Annotated in this window: 14 protein-coding genes; 5 read left to right on the forward strand and 9 right to left on the reverse strand. The window is 68.3% G+C overall.

The genetic code is table 11. The features are described 5' to 3' along the window. Positions 1-26 precede the first annotated feature (26 nt). The 4 genes from GBZ48_RS26945 to GBZ48_RS26960 are packed head-to-tail and all read left to right on the forward strand — an operon-like array spanning position 27 to position 3442. Complete coding sequence (locus tag GBZ48_RS26945; RefSeq protein WP_174473843.1) at positions 27-920, forward strand: branched-chain amino acid ABC transporter permease; 894 nt, start codon at positions 27-29, stop codon at positions 918-920. After that, a complete protein-coding gene (locus tag GBZ48_RS26950; protein WP_174473844.1) occupies positions 913-1953 on the forward strand; it encodes a branched-chain amino acid ABC transporter permease in 1041 nt (346 codons plus the stop codon). The genes GBZ48_RS26945 and GBZ48_RS26950 overlap by 8 nt, the downstream gene beginning before the upstream one ends. After that, positions 1950-2729 (forward strand): ABC transporter ATP-binding protein, encoded by a 780-nt coding sequence (locus GBZ48_RS26955; RefSeq protein WP_174473845.1) that lies wholly within the window; start codon positions 1950-1952, stop codon positions 2727-2729. Before GBZ48_RS26950 ends, GBZ48_RS26955 begins: the two co-directional genes overlap by 4 nt. Positions 2730-2734: 5 nt before the next feature. Next, positions 2735-3442: an ABC transporter ATP-binding protein gene (locus tag GBZ48_RS26960; protein ID WP_174473846.1), complete on the forward strand. Its 708-nt coding sequence runs from the start codon at positions 2735-2737 to the stop codon at positions 3440-3442. A 48-nt stretch (positions 3443-3490) separates the two neighbouring features. Here GBZ48_RS26960 and argE read toward each other — a convergent pair whose 3' ends face one another. From argE to GBZ48_RS27005, 9 genes are all read right to left on the reverse strand, one after another. After that, positions 3491-4654, reverse strand: a complete 1164-nt coding sequence (gene argE / locus GBZ48_RS26965) for an acetylornithine deacetylase (RefSeq protein WP_174473847.1) — start codon at positions 4652-4654, stop codon at positions 3491-3493. A 58-nt stretch (positions 4655-4712) separates the two neighbouring features. Further along, positions 4713-6110, reverse strand: coding sequence for a formimidoylglutamate deiminase (locus GBZ48_RS26970; protein WP_174473848.1), 1398 nt, complete (start codon positions 6108-6110; stop codon positions 4713-4715). A gap of 36 nt (positions 6111-6146) precedes the next feature. Next, positions 6147-7106 (reverse strand): agmatinase, encoded by a 960-nt coding sequence (locus GBZ48_RS26975; RefSeq protein ID WP_098738319.1) that lies wholly within the window; start codon positions 7104-7106, stop codon positions 6147-6149. Between the two features lie 53 nt (positions 7107-7159). Further along, positions 7160-7579 carry a RidA family protein gene (locus GBZ48_RS26980; RefSeq protein WP_174473849.1) on the reverse strand — a complete coding sequence of 140 codons (420 nt, stop codon included), beginning with the start codon at positions 7577-7579 and terminating at the stop codon, positions 7160-7162. 105 nt (positions 7580-7684) lie between these two features. Next, positions 7685-9814, reverse strand: a complete 2130-nt coding sequence (locus tag GBZ48_RS26985) for a dipeptide ABC transporter ATP-binding protein (RefSeq protein WP_174473850.1) — start codon at positions 9812-9814, stop codon at positions 7685-7687. 1 nt (position 9815) lies between these two features. Continuing rightward, positions 9816-10676 carry an ABC transporter permease gene (locus tag GBZ48_RS26990; protein ID WP_174473851.1) on the reverse strand — a complete coding sequence of 287 codons (861 nt, stop codon included), beginning with the start codon at positions 10674-10676 and terminating at the stop codon, positions 9816-9818. 1 nt (position 10677) lies between these two features. Then, the gene (locus GBZ48_RS26995) at positions 10678-11634 is read right to left on the reverse strand and encodes an ABC transporter permease (RefSeq protein WP_109049872.1); all 957 of its coding nucleotides are present in this window, start codon (positions 11632-11634) and stop codon (positions 10678-10680) included. A gap of 73 nt (positions 11635-11707) precedes the next feature. Further along, complete coding sequence (locus GBZ48_RS27000) at positions 11708-13210, reverse strand: ABC transporter substrate-binding protein (RefSeq protein ID WP_246307486.1); 1503 nt, start codon at positions 13208-13210, stop codon at positions 11708-11710. Between the two features lie 291 nt (positions 13211-13501). Continuing rightward, entirely contained in the window at positions 13502-14911 is a 1410-nt protein-coding gene (locus GBZ48_RS27005; RefSeq protein WP_246307487.1) for an MmgE/PrpD family protein, read from the reverse strand. Between the two features lie 83 nt (positions 14912-14994). Here GBZ48_RS27005 and GBZ48_RS27010 point away from each other — a divergent pair, with 83 nt between their 5' ends. Then, positions 14995-16041: a LysR family transcriptional regulator gene (locus GBZ48_RS27010; RefSeq protein ID WP_246307488.1), complete on the forward strand. Its 1047-nt coding sequence runs from the start codon at positions 14995-14997 to the stop codon at positions 16039-16041. The last annotated feature ends 535 nt before the right edge of the window (positions 16042-16576 follow it).

Here is a 16576-nt window from a genome sequence, read left to right on the forward strand (position 1 = left end):
GGACCGCTTCCAGGGAGCCGACGCCCATGGCCGATCTCATCGATTATCTGCAATTCGTCCTGGCACCGCAGGCGCTGAACGGTCTGTCGCTCGGGGTTGCCGTCGTCCTGATGGCGCTGGGCCTGACCATCATCTTCGGGCTGCTGGACGTCATCAACATGGCCCATGGCGAGTTCTACGCCATAGGCGCCTTCCTGGCCCTGACCCTGGCCGGGCTGGGGGTCGGCTTCTGGGCGCTGCTGGTGCTGGTGCCGCTGCTGATGCTGCCCATCGGCTGGCTGGCCGAGCGCTGGCTGATCGCCCGGGTCTTCCACAGCCGCGACCGCCACATCCTGACCCTGCTGCTGACCTTCGGGCTGGGCATGATCATGGAGGACCTGCTGAAGCTGGTCTACGGCCCCAACACCCACCGGCCCGAGAACCCCATCGAGGGCGGCACCGAGATCCTCGGCATGTTCCTGCCCAACTACCGGCTGTTCCTGATCGGCTTCGGCCTCGCCCTGATCGCCGCGGTCTGGGTTGTGGTCTTCCGCACCGGGCTGGGCGCCATGGTGCGGGCGGCGGCCTTCGACAAGGACATGGCCTCGTCGCTGGGCGTGCCGGTCCGCCGGGTCTATGCCGGCACCTTCGCCTTCGGGGTGGCGCTGGCCGGCCTGTCCGGCGTGCTGCTGGCGCCGATCTATTCGGTGTTCCCGACCATGGGGCGCGATTTCATCCTGATGGCCTTCACCGTGGTGATCGTCGGCGGCATGGGGTCGATCCAGGGCGCGGTGGTCGCCGGCCTGCTGCTGACCCAGGTGCAGGCGCTGTCCAGCCTCTACATCTCGCCGGTCTGGTCCGACCCGCTGGTGTTCGGGATCATGGTGCTGGTGCTGATGGTCCGGCCGCAGGGCCTGTTCGGGAGGTTGGGACATGCCTGAGGCCACCTTGCGCACCCTTTCCGATCCCGGCCGCGCCGGTCCGGTATCGCGATTGTCCCGTCTGGCCCCGGTCCATTGGCTGGCGCTGGCCTTCCTGGCGGTGGCGCTGGGATTCGCCGCCGTCGCCTGGGCGACGGGCAACGGCTTCTACCTGCGGCTGGCGACCGAGGCGCTGATCTTCGCCGGGCTGGCGATGAGCGTCGACCTGCTGCTGGGCTATACCGGCCTGCTGTCGCTGGGGCAGGCGCTGTATTTCGGGCTGGGCGCCTATGTCTCGGCGCTCGTCCTGCGCGACGTCGCGCCCAGCTTCTGGCTGGCGATGGCGGCTGCCCTGCTGGCTGGCGGCGTGGCCGGCCTGATCGGCGGCGTCATCGCCAACCGGGTGAAGGGCGTCTATTTCGCGCTGATCACTTTCGGGCTGGCTCAGGTCGCCGCCAAGACCGTCTACAACACCCGCGCGCTGGGCGCCTCGGACGGGCTGATCGGCATCCCGCAGATCAGCATCGGCTTCGGGCCGTTGAGCCTCGACACCGCCGACCCGCTGTCCTTCTTCCTGCTGGTGCTGGCCCTGACCGTGGCGGCCTATGCCGGGCTGGCCTATCTGATGGACGCGCCGTTCGGCCGGACGCTGGCCGCCATCCGCGCCAACGAGAAGCGCGTGCCGTTCCTCGGATTTAACGCCTGGCGCTACAAGCTGGCGGTCTATGTGCTGGCCGCCTGCGTCGCGGCGCTGGCCGGGGCGCTCTACCCGATGCTGCGCGGCTTCGTCTCGCCCGAACTGATGTTCTTCGAGACCTCCGGCAACGCCGTCATCACCGTCATCGTCGGCGGCGTCGGCACGCTGGTCGGGCCGGTGGTGGGCAGCCTGCTGCTGACCGCCCTGCGCTCGGTCGTCGGGTCCTGGACCGAGCATCACCTGATCGTCGTGGGGGTCATCTTCATGCTGTCCGTCATCTTCCTGCGCAAGGGACTGGTCGGCGCCCTGCTGGCACGGCTGGGCCGTCGCACCGGACAAGGGAGGACGACGCCATGACGGCTGCCTCCTTCAAGACAGCGGCCGGCGCGGGCAGCGCCTGTGCATTGGGCGTACGCGACCTGTCGGTGAATTTCGGCGGGCTCCAGGCGGTGGCGGGCGTCGGATTCGATGCCGCCGCCGGGCGGATCACCTCGGTCATCGGTCCCAACGGGGCCGGCAAGAGCACGCTGTTCAACCTGATCAGCGGCGCCATCCGCCCCACCGCCGGCCGGGTCACCCTGGACGGAGCCGACGTCACCGGGCAGGCACCAGACCGGCTGCTCGCCGCCGGGCTGGCCCGGTCCTTCCAGATCACCAACCTGTTCTTCGAACTGCCGGTTCTGGAAAACCTGCGGATCGCTGCGCAGGTGCTGGAACGGCCCTGGCACGCGTTGCATCCGGTCGGCCACAGCCGCCGGGCCCTCACCAAGGCCGAGGCGCTGCTGGACCGCTTCGGCCTGTCGGCCAAGGCGCGCGAGCTTGCCGGCAACCTCTCCCACGGCGAACAGCGGCGGCTGGAGATCGCGGTGGCGCTGGCCGCCGAACCGCGGGTGCTGCTGCTGGACGAGCCGACCCAGGGCATGAGCCATGGCGACACCGCCGACACCGGCGCGCTGATCCGCTCGCTGGCCGGCGAGCTGACCGTGCTGCTGATCGAACATGACATCGGGCTGGTGATGAGCCTGTCGGACCATGTCGTCGTGATGGCCCAGGGCCGCAAGATCGCCGAGGGGACGCCCACGGCGGTGCGCGCCGATCCCGCGGTGCAGGCCGCCTATTTCGGACACGGGTGACAACCATGCTTTCCATCGAGAACCTGCACGCGCATTACGGCCTCAGCCATGTCCTGCAGGGCGTGTCCCTCCAGGCCGTTCCGGGCGAGGTGGTCGGGCTGTTCGGCCGCAACGGCGTCGGCAAGACCACCATCCTGAAATCCATCGCCGGCTGGGTGCCTGCCAGTTCCGGCAACATCCGTTTCGGCGGCGTCGATCTGGCCGGGCAGACGCCCGACGCCATCGCCCGCCTCGGGCTCGGTCTGGTGCCGGAGGACCGCCGCATCTTCCCCGGCCTCAGCGTCGAGGAAAATCTGCGGCTGGGACTGCGCCAATGTCCCGGCCGGGCGCGCCGGGAGAATGAGCAGGCAATCGGACAGGCCTTCGCCCGCTTCCCGCGGCTGGCCGAACGGCGTCGGCAGCTCGGCACCACCCTGTCCGGCGGCGAACAGCAGATGCTGGCGATGGCCCGCGTGATGGTGGGGACCGCCAAGCTGCTGCTGATCGACGAGCCGACCGAAGGGCTGGCGCCGATGATCGTCGACGAGATCTTCGCGATCATCACCGAGCTGAAGCGGGCGGGATTGACCATCCTGCTGGTGGAGCAGAACATCCACCGCGCGCTCGACGTCGCCGACCGCTTCTATGCGGTGGAGCGGGGCCGCATCACGCTGCATGGCGAAGCGGCCTCGTCCGCCGACCGGGCCCGGCTGATGGAGATGGTTGCCGTCTGATCGGGTGGCCCCACCTCCACCGGCGGCCCTGTTTCCGGGGGAATGCCGTCAGGTCAGGCGGGCCAGCAGGGCATCCAGCATGCGGTCGCAGGCCGCAAGCTGGTCCTCGGCGATGAACTCGTCGGGCTTGTGGGCTTCGCCGATGCTGCCGGGGCCGCACACCACCGTGGGCATCGACAGCCTCTGCTGGAACAGCCCGCCCTCCGTGCCGAAGGAGATCTTGCCGGTGCTGTTGCCGCCGGTCAGCGCCTTGACGAAGGCCACCACCTCGGCGGTGCTGTCGGTGTCGAGCGCCGGATAGCTCGACAGCTCGGCGACGGTCAGCCCGGCGGTCGGGAAATCGGGACGCAGGCGCCGGACGATGGCATCGGCCTCCGCCTGGATGCTGTCCAGCAGCGGACCCATCGGGTCCTGCGGCAAATGGCGGATTTCGAAATCGAGGCGGCAGCGGTTCGGCACGATGTTCAGCGCCTCCCCGCCTTGGATCACCCCGGCATGGATGGTGGTCCAGGGCACGTCATAGGCATCGTCCTGCGCGCCGCCGTCTCTCAGCTGGTTCTGGATGCGGCGCAGCCCGGTCAGCAGGTCGCTCGCCATGTGGATGGCGTTCAAGCCCTGCGGCGCCAGGCTGGAATGGCATTCGACGCCATGGCATTCGGCACGCAGGGCGGTCTTGCCCTTGTGGGCGGTGACCACCTGCATGCCGGTCGGTTCGCCGACGATGCAGAAGCGCGGACGGACGGGCAATGCCGCCATCATCTCGATCAGCCGGCGGACGCCGAGGCAGCCGACCTCCTCGTCATAGGACAGTGCCAGATGCAGCGGCTGCGACAGGGGCTGGCCGGCGGCCTGCCGGCTGGCGGCGCGGTCGAACAAAGCGAGGGCGGCGGCGACGAACCCCTTCATGTCGGCGGTGCCGCGGCCGAACAGCTTGCCGTCCCGGCGGGTCAGCCGGAACGGATCGCTGGTCCATGCCTGACCTTCGACCGGGACGACGTCGCTGTGACCGGACAGCAGGACGCCCGGACGGTCGGCCGGTCCCAGCGTCGCGAACAGGTTGGCCTTGCGCCCGTCGTCGCTCGGCACCAGCCATGTCGCGACGCCGGCGGCTTCCAGCCTCTCCTGCACCCAGCGGATCAGATCGAGGTTGCTTTCGCGGCTGACGGTGTTGAAGGCCACCAGCCGTTCCAGAATGTCGATGGTCGCCGTCATCGGGATGTCCCTGTTCCTTTTGGACTTCGTTCTGGGTGGGCTTCGTTCTGGGCGTCGCTCAGGCGCCGTGCAGCCGGTCGACGGCACGGCGCCAGCCGGTGCGGATCGCGTCGGCATCGACATGCCGGCCGCCCCTTACTACCAGCCGCCCGGCCGCCACCACATCGCGCACGGGATTGCGGGCGCCGGTGAAGACGTAGGAATCGAGCAGCGTATCGTCGCTGCGGCCGTAGAGACGCGGATCGTCCGGATCGAGCACGACCAGATCGGCGCGCTGTCCGGCTTTGAGGCCGCCTGCCGGCTCCGGCTGTCCCAGCGCCTGTGCGCCGCCGGCCACCGCCGCCCGGTAGAGGGCCGCGCCGGTCGAGCTGTCCGGCTGCGGTGCCAGCAGATTGCGCCGCCGCGCGGCCAGCCGCTGCCCGAACTCCAGCAGGCGCAGGTCCTCCGCGGCATCGATGACGATCTGGCTGTCGGACCCGATGCCGAACCGGCCACCCTGCGCCAGGAAATCGCGCGCCGGGAACAGCCCGTCGCCGAGATCGGCCTCGGTTGTCGGGCAAAGCCCCGCCACCGCTGTCGAGGCTGCGATGCCGGCCACCTCGCCGGCGGTGACATGGGTCGCGTGGACAAGGCACCAGGACGGCCCCGGCCAGCCGCGGTCGAGCAGCCATTCCACCGGCCGCCGCCCCGACCAGGCGAGACAGGACTCCACCTCCGCCGTCTGCTCGGCGACATGGATGTGGATCGGCGCCGTAGGATCTAGCGCCGCGATACCGTCCAGTGCCGCCGCCATCGCGTCGGGCGACACCGCGCGCAGGGAATGCAGGGCCAGACCGGTGCGATGTCCGCCGGGCGCGGCGCGGCAGGCTTCGACGATGGCCAGCAGGCGGTCCGGATCGTTGAGGAAGCGCCGTTGCCCCTCGCCCGCCGGCTGTCCGCCGAAGCCGCCCTGGGCATAAAGCACCGGCAGATGGGTCAGCCCGATCCCGGTTGCGTCGGCCGCCGCCAGGATGCGCATCGACATCTCGGCGGGATCGGCATAGGGCCGGCCGTCGGCATCGTGGTGGAGATAGTGGAACTCCGCCACCGACGTGTAGCCGCGCTCCAGCATCTCGGCATAGGCCATCGCCGCCACCGCCTGGAGACTATCGGGATCGATGCGGCGGACGAAGCCGTACATCACCTCCCGCCAAGTCCAGAAGCTGTCCTCGGCCGGGCCGGCCCGCTCGGTCAGCCCGGCCATCGCCCGCTGGAAGGCATGGCTGTGCAGGTTGGGCATGCCGGGGATGACCGGCCCGGCTGCCCGCTCCACCCCGGCGGGCGGCCTGTCCACCCCCGGTTCGATGGCGGCGATCAGACCCTGGGCGTCGAAGCGCAGCAGCACCCCCGACGCCCAGCCGCCGGCCAGCAGCGCCCGGTCGCAGAAAAGCCGGTCGAGCCGGCGGGCAGCGGTCATCGCTCCATGCTCCCCATTCCCATCACTCGGTTATTTTTACTTGGCGTCGAAATAGCCGGCCTGGATGGTCTTTCCGATCAGGTTGCAGATGATGCGGCCGGCGGTGATTGCGGTGATGCCGTTGAGGTCCTTCTTAGGCGTGATCTCCACGATGTCCATGCCGACGACACGGCCCTTCGCCACCAGCCCGTGGATCAGGGTGCGGATCTGCGGATAGGTGACGCCGCCCGGCGCCGGGCCGTTGACCGCCGGCATGATGGTCGGGTCCATGCCGTCGGCGTCGATGGTCAGGTAATAGCGGCCACCGTCGGGAATGCGGTCGAGCACCGCCTTCATCCCGATGTCCTGCAACTCCACGTCCGGCACCAGCACCGCGCCGTAGGCGATCGCCGCCTCGACCTCTTCCGGCCGGGCGCTGCCGGCGGAACGCAGGCCGATCTGGAAGATCTGGCCGATGTGGTCCATCTCGGCGGCGCGGCGGATCGGGCTGGAATAGCCGTTGCGGGCGCCGTTCACGTCGTCGCGCCAGTCGAGATGGGCGTCGATGTGGACCAGCGTGATCGGCCCCTGGTCGTCATAGGCGCGCAGCACCGGGATCGGAATGCCATGGTCGCCGCCGATGACGATGGGCAGCATGCCCTTGGCGAGCATCCGGCGCACCACCGCCTCGGCGTTGGCGTAATGCAGGTCGAGGTTGCGGGGATCGGCCTTCACGTCGCCGCAATCCACCACCTTGATGTCCTTGCCGCCCAGCAGCGGGCCGCCGATGTCGAAGTCCCAGCGCTCCAGCTTGCGCAGCGCCCGCTCGGTATAGCGGCGCACCCAGGTCGGGGCGTTGGTCTGGTCGTTGGTCACCTCGTCGATGGAGTAGGGATCGCCGTAGGGGATGCCGAGAATGCCGATATGGCCGTCGAGCTGGTCGAGGTCGGTGCAGATCGGGAAGTCCAGGAAGCTTTGCAGCTCGCGGCGCGGCGGGTTGGTCAGGCTGGTGCTCATGGTGGCGGTTCTTCTTGTCTGTTGGCTGGGCAGTTGGCGGCGGGACCGGAGCCTCAGGCGTCGGGGATCACCGCGATCGCATCGACCTCGACCACCCATTCCGGGCGGGCGAGCGCGCTGATCACGAGACCGGTCGACACCGGATGGACGCCCTTCAGCCATTTGCCGATGGTGCGGTAGACCGGCTCGCGGTAGCGCGGATCGGTGATGTAGACGGTGATTTTGCAGATGTGCTCCAGCTGCGAGCCGGCCTCTTCCAGCAGCATCTTGATGTTGGCCATCGCCTGTTCGGTCTGGCCGGCGGCATCGCCGATGGCGACGCTCTCGCTGGTGTCGAGATTCTGGCCGATCTGGCCGCGGACGAAGACCATGGTGCCGCGGGCGACGACCGTCTGGCACAGGTCGTTGTCGATCGACTGCTCGGGATAGGTCTTCTTGGTGTTGAACTGGCGGATGCGGGTGTGGACGGTCATGGCGAAAGTCCTGGCTTGGTTGGACGGTGGATCGAAAGGCAAGGGGGTGGCGTCGGGCGCCTCGCTTCCGAAGCGCCGGCAGACATGGCGTAGGGAAAGGCCCGATCAGTGCCGGGTGTCGCCGTCGGCCAGCTCGGGAAAGACCGCGGCGCGTTCGGCCAGCGTCGCCAGTGGGATATGGCAGGCGATGCGGTGGCCGTCGGCCGTCTCGTGGACGGGGGGGGCCTGCTCGTCGCAGACCGTCCCCAGTTTGCGCGGGCAGCGTCCGGCGAAGACACAGCCCCGCCCGCCGGGGGCGGTGGCCGCATCCTCCAGCAGGATGCGCGGCGCCTCCTGCCCGTCCTCCGCCAGCCGCGGCACGGCGGACAGCAGCGCCTCGGTGTAGGGGTGGTACGGCGGGCGGAGCACGCGGCCGATGGGCCCTTCCTCGCAGATGGTGCCGCCATAGACGACCAGCACGCGGTCGGCGATGTGCGACACCACGGCGATGTCATGGGTGATGAAGAGATAGGACAGGCCCATCTCGTCGCGCAGTTCGGCCAGCAGGTTCAGAATGTTGGCCTGCACAGAGACATCGAGCGCCGACACCGCCTCGTCGCAGACGACGAAGTCCGGATCGGTGGCGAGCGCGCGGGCGATGTTGACGCGCTGGCGCTCCCCACCGCTCAGCTCGTGCGGATAGCGGTCGGCGTAGGCGGCCGGCAGTCCGACGCGGGTCAGCAGGCTGGCGACGGTCCGGCGCCGCTCCTCCGCATCCGCCCGGCCGGCCAGCACCAGCGGCCGGTCCATCGCCGCCCCCACCGTCTTGCGCGGGTTCAGCGACGCGGCGGAGTTCTGGAAGACCAGCTGTGCGCGGCGGCGCAGGGTCTGGTCGCCGCTCCCGATCTGCCGCGTCAGGTCGGCCCCGTCGAACGTCACCGTGCCGGCGCTGGGTTCGGTCAGCGCCAGCAGGACGCGGCCGATGGTGCTCTTGCCGCTGCCGCTTTCACCGACCACCCCGACAACCTCGCCGCGGCCGACGGTGAAGGACACATCCTCCACCGCCACGGTGCCGGCCCGGCGCAGCCAGGGCAGGATGGACCGGCTGGCGCCGTAAATCTTGCGCAGATGGTCGACCTCCACCAGCGGGGCGGAGCGCGGCTGCGCGGCCCTGGGGCGGCGGTCGGAGGCGGCATCCTCGTCCGGCCACGGCGTGCCGGCCAGCGCGTCGGCCTTCCAGCAGCGCACGCCGTCCCCGCCCTCATCCGTCCGCATCGCCTGCGGCTGGCTGCGGCAGGTCTCTTCGGCGAAGGGGCAGCGCGGAGCGAAGACGCAGGCGGCGGGCGGCCCGGCCAGCTTGGCGACGGTGCCGGGGATCGACGGCAGGCGGTGGCGGCGCTCCGCGGTGATGCGCGGCAGGGCGGCGACCAGACCCTTGGCATAGGGATGGGCCGGGCGGGACAGCACACGGCCGGTTTGCCCGGTCTCCACCACCACACCGCCATAGAGGACGGTGACGGTCTGGCAGATGCGGTTGACGATGCCGAGGTTGTGGGAGACGAACAGCGCGCTCAGCCGGTGGCTGTCGCACAGCTTCGCCAGCAGTTCGATGATGCGGGCCTCGACCGTCACGTCGAGTGCCGTGGTCGGCTCGTCGAGGATCAGCAGCTTCGGCTCGCAGCCGAGCGCGGTGGCGATCAGCGCCCGCTGCTGCATGCCGCCCGACAGCTCGTGCGGGTAGGCGGCGGCGACCCGGCGGGGATCGCGGATGCCGACCTCGGCCAGCAGATCCTGCACCCGTGCGGCGGCCTGCCGGGGAGAGAGGCCCTTGTGCTGGATCAGCGGTTCGGCAATCTGGTGGCCGACGGTCAGCGCCGGGTTCAGCGAGGTGAAGGGGTCCTGGAAGACGGCGGCGATGCGGTCGCCGCGCAACGCCTGGCGTTCGGACGGCGACAGGCGGCGCAGGTCGACGCCGTCGAACAGGATCTCGCCGGAGTCCACCCGGCCACCCCCGCCCAGCAGGTCGAGGATCGCCATGGCGACGGTGCTCTTGCCCGATCCGGACTCGCCGACCAGACCCATCACCTCGCCGGGACGGATGGCGAAGCTGACGTCGCTGGCGGCGCGCAGCGTGCCGCGGGCATTGCCGTAGCTGATGGTCAGGCCGCGGACATCCAGCAGCGGCGCCGGTTCGGGTGCGATCGCCGGGCTGACCACCGGCGGAACCGCCGGACGGGCTTGCGGAGCGGTCATCATCTCAGTGCGCTCCCGTGTTGCGGGGGTCGAGCAGGGCACGCAGCCCGTCGCCCAGCAGGTTGATGCCGATCACAGCGGTCGCCAGCGCGAAGCCGGGGCAGAGCGCGATCCACGGCGCCTGTTCCACGAAGGGCCGTGCCTCGCTGATCATCAGGCCCCAGTCGGAGGAGGGCGGCTGCGCCCCCATGCCGATGAAGCTGAGCGAGGCGCCGAGCAGGATGGCGAAGACCACGCGCAGGCTGGCTTCCACCACCAGCGGCGGCCAGATGTTCGGCAGGATCTCGTGGAACAGGATGTAGGCGGCGCTCTCCCCGCGCAGGCGGGCGGCGGTGATGAACTCCTCCTGCATCAGCTCCAGCGTGATGGCACGGGTCAGGCGGACCACCTGCGGCACATAGACGATGCCGATGGCGACGATGGCCTTCCACTGCGCCGGCGGGGTGACGGCCAGAACCAGGATGCCCAGCAGGATCGGCGGGAAGGACATCAGCACGTCCATGGCCCGCATGATCGCCTCGCCGGCGCGCCCGCCCTTGTAGCCGGCGATCAGCCCCAGCGGCACGCCGGCCAGCAGGCTCAGCGCCGTTGCGGCGACGCCCATCACCAGCGAGCTGCCGGTGCCGACCAGGGTGCGGCTGAACACGTCGCGGCCGAACTCGTCGGTGCCGAACCAGAACTCGGCCCCCGGCGGCTGCAGCCGGCTCATGATGTTCATCTCATCATAAGGGTAGGGGGCGATCCAGGAGCCGGCGACGGCGGCCACCACCAGCGGGGCCAGCAGGACGATGCCGACGAGGAGCGAGACGGGCAGGGGCGGCAGTTGCCGGCGTGGAACCGATTGGGCGGGGGTCGCGTCGGTCATGTCAGGAGGCCCTCATGCCGTGGCGGATCTTCGGGTTCACGAAGGCGTAGAGCAGGTCGGCGGTCAGGTTGGCGAGGCAGTAGGCGGCCGACACGATCAGGATCGTCGCCTGGATCAGCGGCAGGTCGTGGCGCTGGATGGCGAACAGCAGCAGCCGGCCCATGCCGGGATAGGAGAAGATCGTCTCGATCACCACGACGCCGCCCAGGATCAGGCCGAAATCGATGGCCAGCACGGTGATGGTCGGCAACAGCGCGTTCTTCAGCGCGTGGCGCAGGATCACCACCGATTCCGGCATGCCCTTGGCGCGGGCGAACTTGACGTAGTTGGTCTGGAGCACGTCGATCATGCTGGAGCGGGTCAGCCGGGCGATGCGGGCCAGCAGCATCAGCACCAGCGTCACGACCGGCAGGACCAGATGCGAGGCCCAGGGCAGGAAGCCGTCGGTGATCGGCGCATAGCCGCCGGTGGGCAGCAGCTTCATGTAGCTGCCGAAGACCAGCACCAGCACGATGGCCCAGAAGAAGTCCGGCACGGCGATGCCGAGATAGGAGACGCCGGAAACCAGCTGGTCGGTCAGCTTGCCGCGCCGCACCGCCGCCAGGACGCCCAGCCCGATGCCGACCACAGCGACCACGAACAGCGCCACCACGGCCAGCACCAGCGAGCGGGCCAGCGCCTCCATCAGGATCGGGCCGATGGGCTGTTCCAGCACCAGCGAGCGGCCGAGGTCGCCCCGCAGGATGCCGGCTGCCCAATGCCCGTACTGGACGATCAGCGGCTGGTCGAGGCCGAGCTTGACCGCGATGGCGTCCACCACCTCCTTCGAGGCGAACTGGCCGGCGATCATCGAGGCGACATCGCCCGGCATCGCCTGCGTCACCAGGAAGATCAGGACCGACATCACGGCCAGGACCAGCGCCAGATAGACGAGACGGGTCAGTGTGTAGGCGAACATGGCAGCATCCCCTGCGGGAAGAGGAGGGGACCGGCCTTAGGCAACCGGCCCCCGAACGACCCCCAAAACGACCTTAGTCGACCGATACGTCGCGCAGGTCGAGGAACATCATCGGGTGCGAATGGAACCCGTGGACCTTGGCGCTCAGACCGTTGATGTGGTTGATGACGTAGGGGATGACGCCCGGTGAATCCTCCACCGCCAGCGCCTGGACCTGGGTGTAGAGCGCCTTGGCCTCATCCTCGCTCTTGGCCTGGCGCGCGCCGTCCAGCAGCGTGTCCATCTTCGGGTTGGAATAGCTCCACAGCGCGGTGTTCCACGACCCGCGCGAGTGGTACCAGGGATAGACCGAGGTATCGATGGTCGGGCGGCTGAAGAAGCCGTCGATGTAGAAGCCGGCCTTGCCCTCGATGTCCTTCAGGAAGACGTCGAAGGGAACGCGCTGGACGTTGACGGTGATGCCGGCCGGCTTCAGCAGCTCGCGCACGGCGAGGCCGAGACGTTCGCGGGTGGCGCGGCCGGCCGGCGTGTGCAGCGTGACCTCGAAGCCGTTGGGATAGCCGGCCTCTGCCAGCAGCTTCTTCGCGCCGGCCGGGTCGCCCTTGGCGATCTTCAGATCCTTGTTGTAGTAGGGATGGCTCGGCGGGATCGGCGAGTGGGTCGGGGTGCCGTTGCCGAACAGCGCGATCTGGGTGATGGCCTGCTTGTCGAGCGCCATCGCCACCGCCTTGCGCACACGCGGATCGTCGAAGGGCTTCACCGTGTTGTTCATGATGACGCCGTCCCAGGTCGAGGTCGGGACGGAATCGATCTTCAGCTTCGGGTCGCCCTTGACCTTCTCGATGGCCTCCAGCGGCAGGTTCCACACCAGATCCAGTTCGCCGGTGGTCAGCGCCGCCACCTGGGCCGCCGATTCCGGCAGGATGCGCACGATCACCTCGTCCAGCTTCGGCAGGCCGGGCTCGAAGTAGTTGGCGTTGCGCTTCAGGACGATGCGGTCGCCGGGGGCGAAGGACACGAACTCGAACGGACCGGTGCCGACCGGCTTGGAGGCCAGCGTGTCAACGGCGTCGCGCGGCACGATGCGCGCCTGACGCTCGCCGAACAGCTCGGCGAAGCCGGCATAGGGGCTTTTCAGCTGGAACTGGACGGTCAGCGGGTCCAGCGCCTTCATCGACTCCACGATCTCGAAATTGACGCGGGCGGTGGAACCGGTCGCCTTGTCCTGGATGCGGGCGATGGTGGCGACGACGTCCTCGGCCTCCAGCTCGCGCCCGTTGTGGAACTTCACGCCCTTGCGCAGATGGAAGGTCCAGGTCTTCAGGTCGTCGCTGCGCTCCCAACGATCGGCCAGATCGGGCTTCACCGTCATGTCATGGCCGATGACGGTCAGGCCGTTGAAGATCAGGTAGGCGGCAACATACTCCTGGCCGCCCTTCATCTTGGCCGGATCCAGCGTGTTCAGGTTGGAATCCACCGAAACCTTGAGCGTACCCGCGGCCTGGACCGACATCGCCGTCCCGGACAGGAGGATCGCCGAGAGCACAGCCCGTGCCACCAAACGTCGCATCATCATGAAAGCCCCTCTGTTTGCCGGCCCTTGCGGCGGACCTTGGTTCCTGCTTGACCGAAACGGTCTCACAAGGCCGCAGCCGGAGGAAAGGACGCCGGAAGGACGAGGAACCGGGCAACGAACGGGCTAAGATTTGGGCAGAGGGCTTAGGCGGGCAAAATTTGTGCAGTGCACTCCCGGGGAAATCCCTGGATTCCTTATGTTTTACCCAAGATGATTGGTCGCGACAGCATGATGAAAATACGGGCCGTTCCCAGCGGAGCGGCCGGGCAGCATGATCGATATTCATCGACATCATGAACAGCTGCCATGGTGTGCAGGGTCGAACAGGCGCGACAGGCTGCCTTCGGCCTCGAGCCGGTACAATTTTCGATGGAGGCGCTCCGCCGTCTCGGCCCCGACGGCGCGGGCGGCGCAGGTGTGAAATTTGGCCGCGCGCTCCGTCGCCGACAACGGACGGGCCACCGTGCCGCGTGCCGAGGCGCAGAAGCGTGTATGGCGCTCTCCCGCCTGTGTCTCGACGCTCACCTCCGCGCCCTCAGGCGCGGTGCGTGCACGGTCGGGATCGGCATTCCAGTCCGGATCGGCCGCCATGGAGACGCATCCGATGGCGTGGCGCAGATCCGGATCGGTGAGCGTCGCATCGCCCAGATGCTCCAGACCCAGCGTTCCGTAGAGCATCGCGCAGGCGACGGCGAAGGGCAGGCTGAAGCGCGCTTCTCCCGCTGTCGCCGGATACTGATAGGTCAGGTTGGCAGCCACCACCGGTGGGACACGGCAGTGGACGGTCCGAATGTCCTGCGGCTTCAAGCCATGCTCCGCCATAAGGTCGCGCATGGCGTCGATGGCGGCATGGGCGGACAGGCAGACCGGATAGAGCTTGGTGTCGATGCCGGGATCGAGCAGGCGCCAGTGCCGGCCGAGCCCATCGAGGGCCGCCGGATCGAAGCGGCCCGCCGCCATCAGCGTTGCGAAGCCGCGTGGATCCTCCACCACCCCATGGGGCACCGTCAGGCCCCGCGCGGCCAGCCGGGCGGCGCGCACTCCGTTCGCTGCGGCCTGCGCCGCCAGCAGCGGCTTGGCCCCGGTACCGAAGCACGCACGCAGGCCGCCGGTTCCGCAGAGCGCGAAGGCTATGGCGTCCGCTGCCGTCCGGCCGTCCAGTCCAAGCGCCTTGGCGCTGGCGGCCGCTGCGCCGACGGTGCCGAACAGTGCCGTGGTCCACCAGCCATCGTGGTACACGCCGTTGCCGACCGCCTCCGCCAGCGCATATTGCGCTTCCGCGCCGGCGACGACGGCGGTGAGCAGATCGCGTCCCGTCCCCCCGACCTCATCGACCATCGCCAGCGCTGTCGGCACCACGACGGCGGAGCCATGGACGAAGCCGGCATAGCTGTTGTCGTCGAAATCCAGCGCATGGGCGGCTGCGACATTCGCGAAGGTGGCCCCCTCCGCGCACAGGCGGCCTCCGGCCAGCAACGGCGATGGCCCGGCGGCATAGCTCGCGAGCGCCTCGTCGGCCGCCAGCCGGGCGGACGCTTCGCCGCAGCCGGCGAGCGCGACCCCGAGGGTGTCGACGATGCAGTCCAGTGCCACCGCGGCGACTGCGTCAGGAACATCGCTTCGCCGCAATCCGGCCACCCAATCGCCGATCCGTCGGGCTGTGGCTGTCGGCGGGGTGGGAGTGTCGAAGGAAGACGTCATGGCAGGAACCCCGGCGTAATTGCAGGCAGGCATTGAGGCTGCCGCGGAAACCGCAGTTCCGGTCAGTTGGAGAAATTTCTTTCATGGTCGGGATGAGCTGCATTCATGCCCAGATCCAACATAAGATAGTATGCAGTTTGCAGTTGTCCCGAACCGTCGCAGATCGGAGCCCCATGCATCACCGAGACTTTGACCTGGGATCCCTGGAAGTGTTCGTTGCCGTCGCCGAACTGGGCAGCATGACCCGCGCTGCCGGCCGGCTCGGGCTGACCCAATCGGCCGTCTCCCATGTCGTGCGTCAACTGGAAACCGCCTTCGCCACCCAACTGCTCGACCGCAGCATCAGGCCGATGGCGCTGACAGCGGCCGGGCAGCGGCTTTGGCATTGGAGCAACCGCATCCTGACCGATGCGCGGCAATTGCCGGCGGCAATCGGCGGCACGGATGGTGCCTTCATGCCGGAACTGCGCATCGGCTGCATCGACACGCTGGCGGCACCCTTCATTCCGCGGCTGCTGCAACGGCTGCGCGACCACGTGCCGTCTTTCAGCATCGCGTCGGGCCTGTGCGGGCAATTGCGCGAGCAGTTTCTTGCCCGCCGGCTGGATGTCCTGTTCACCAATGACAGCTTCGACGACATGGATCAGGTGGACAGCCTGTGTCTGCTCACCGAGCCCTTCGTGCTGCTGCTGCCGCGCAGTTGTCCCGATGTGGTCGATGAAGCCGCCCTGCGGACCCTGTCCCAAACCTTGCCGCTGATCCGCAGCACGACGGACAGCGCGCTCGGCCGGCTGGTGGACCAGCATTTGCGGCGGCTGGGCATGGAGGTGCCGCGGAGTTTCGCCTTCGATGCGACCGACACCGTGATGGCCATGGTGGCGGAGGAGATGGGGTGGAGCCTGCTTCCGCCGACGGCCCTGGTGAAAAGCCGCCAGCACCTCAACCATATGCGTGTGCTGCCGCTGCCGACTTCCGGCTTCCGCCGGTCCATCCATGTGGTGACCCGCAAGGGAGAGCTGGGAAAGCTGCCCGCCAACATTCACAAGGCTGGGCGTGCGGTGATCCAGCAGGGCTACTTCACGGACGTTTTTGCGATTTCGCCCTGGCTCAAGGCAATCATCCGGCGCTGAGTCCTGACCTCGATCATCCGGTAAGGCGGCGGTGCCGCATGAAAATCGCGAGGGGGCGAAAAAAGCGCTTGCGCGGCATCGGCCAAGCGGCCTATACACCGCCTCCCGCGACGCAGCACGGTTCGAAAGAGCAGTGACGCTTCAAGGGAAACAGTGGTCCGACCAAGTAACTGCCGAGCACCTCGAAAAAAAAGAGGTTGACAGCGAAAGTAAAGACCACTAAATAAGCCGAACACGACGCGGTGATCCAGAACGGAGCGCCGCTGAAATGTTCGGAAGCGACGCGTCTCAGCGTTGCGGGTTCTTTGACAAGTTTATACCGTGTTGTGAGAAGGGATGCGCAGGCGGCGGCAGTTGGTAGCCGTTGCGGCCTTGTGGTGCTGGGTCTCTTTGGGGATCGGCACAATTGAGGATCGTCTGTGCATCTTTTGAGCAGAGAAACTGTAACAGTATCGACGTTTCAGGAGATCGCTTCAGGCGGTCCTGTCAGTCGCCGGCTTTTGTTGGCGATCTGAACCTGAGAGTTTGATCCTGG

Source organism: Azospirillum melinis (assembly GCF_013340935.1).
GTDB lineage: Bacteria > Pseudomonadota > Alphaproteobacteria > Azospirillales > Azospirillaceae > Azospirillum > Azospirillum melinis.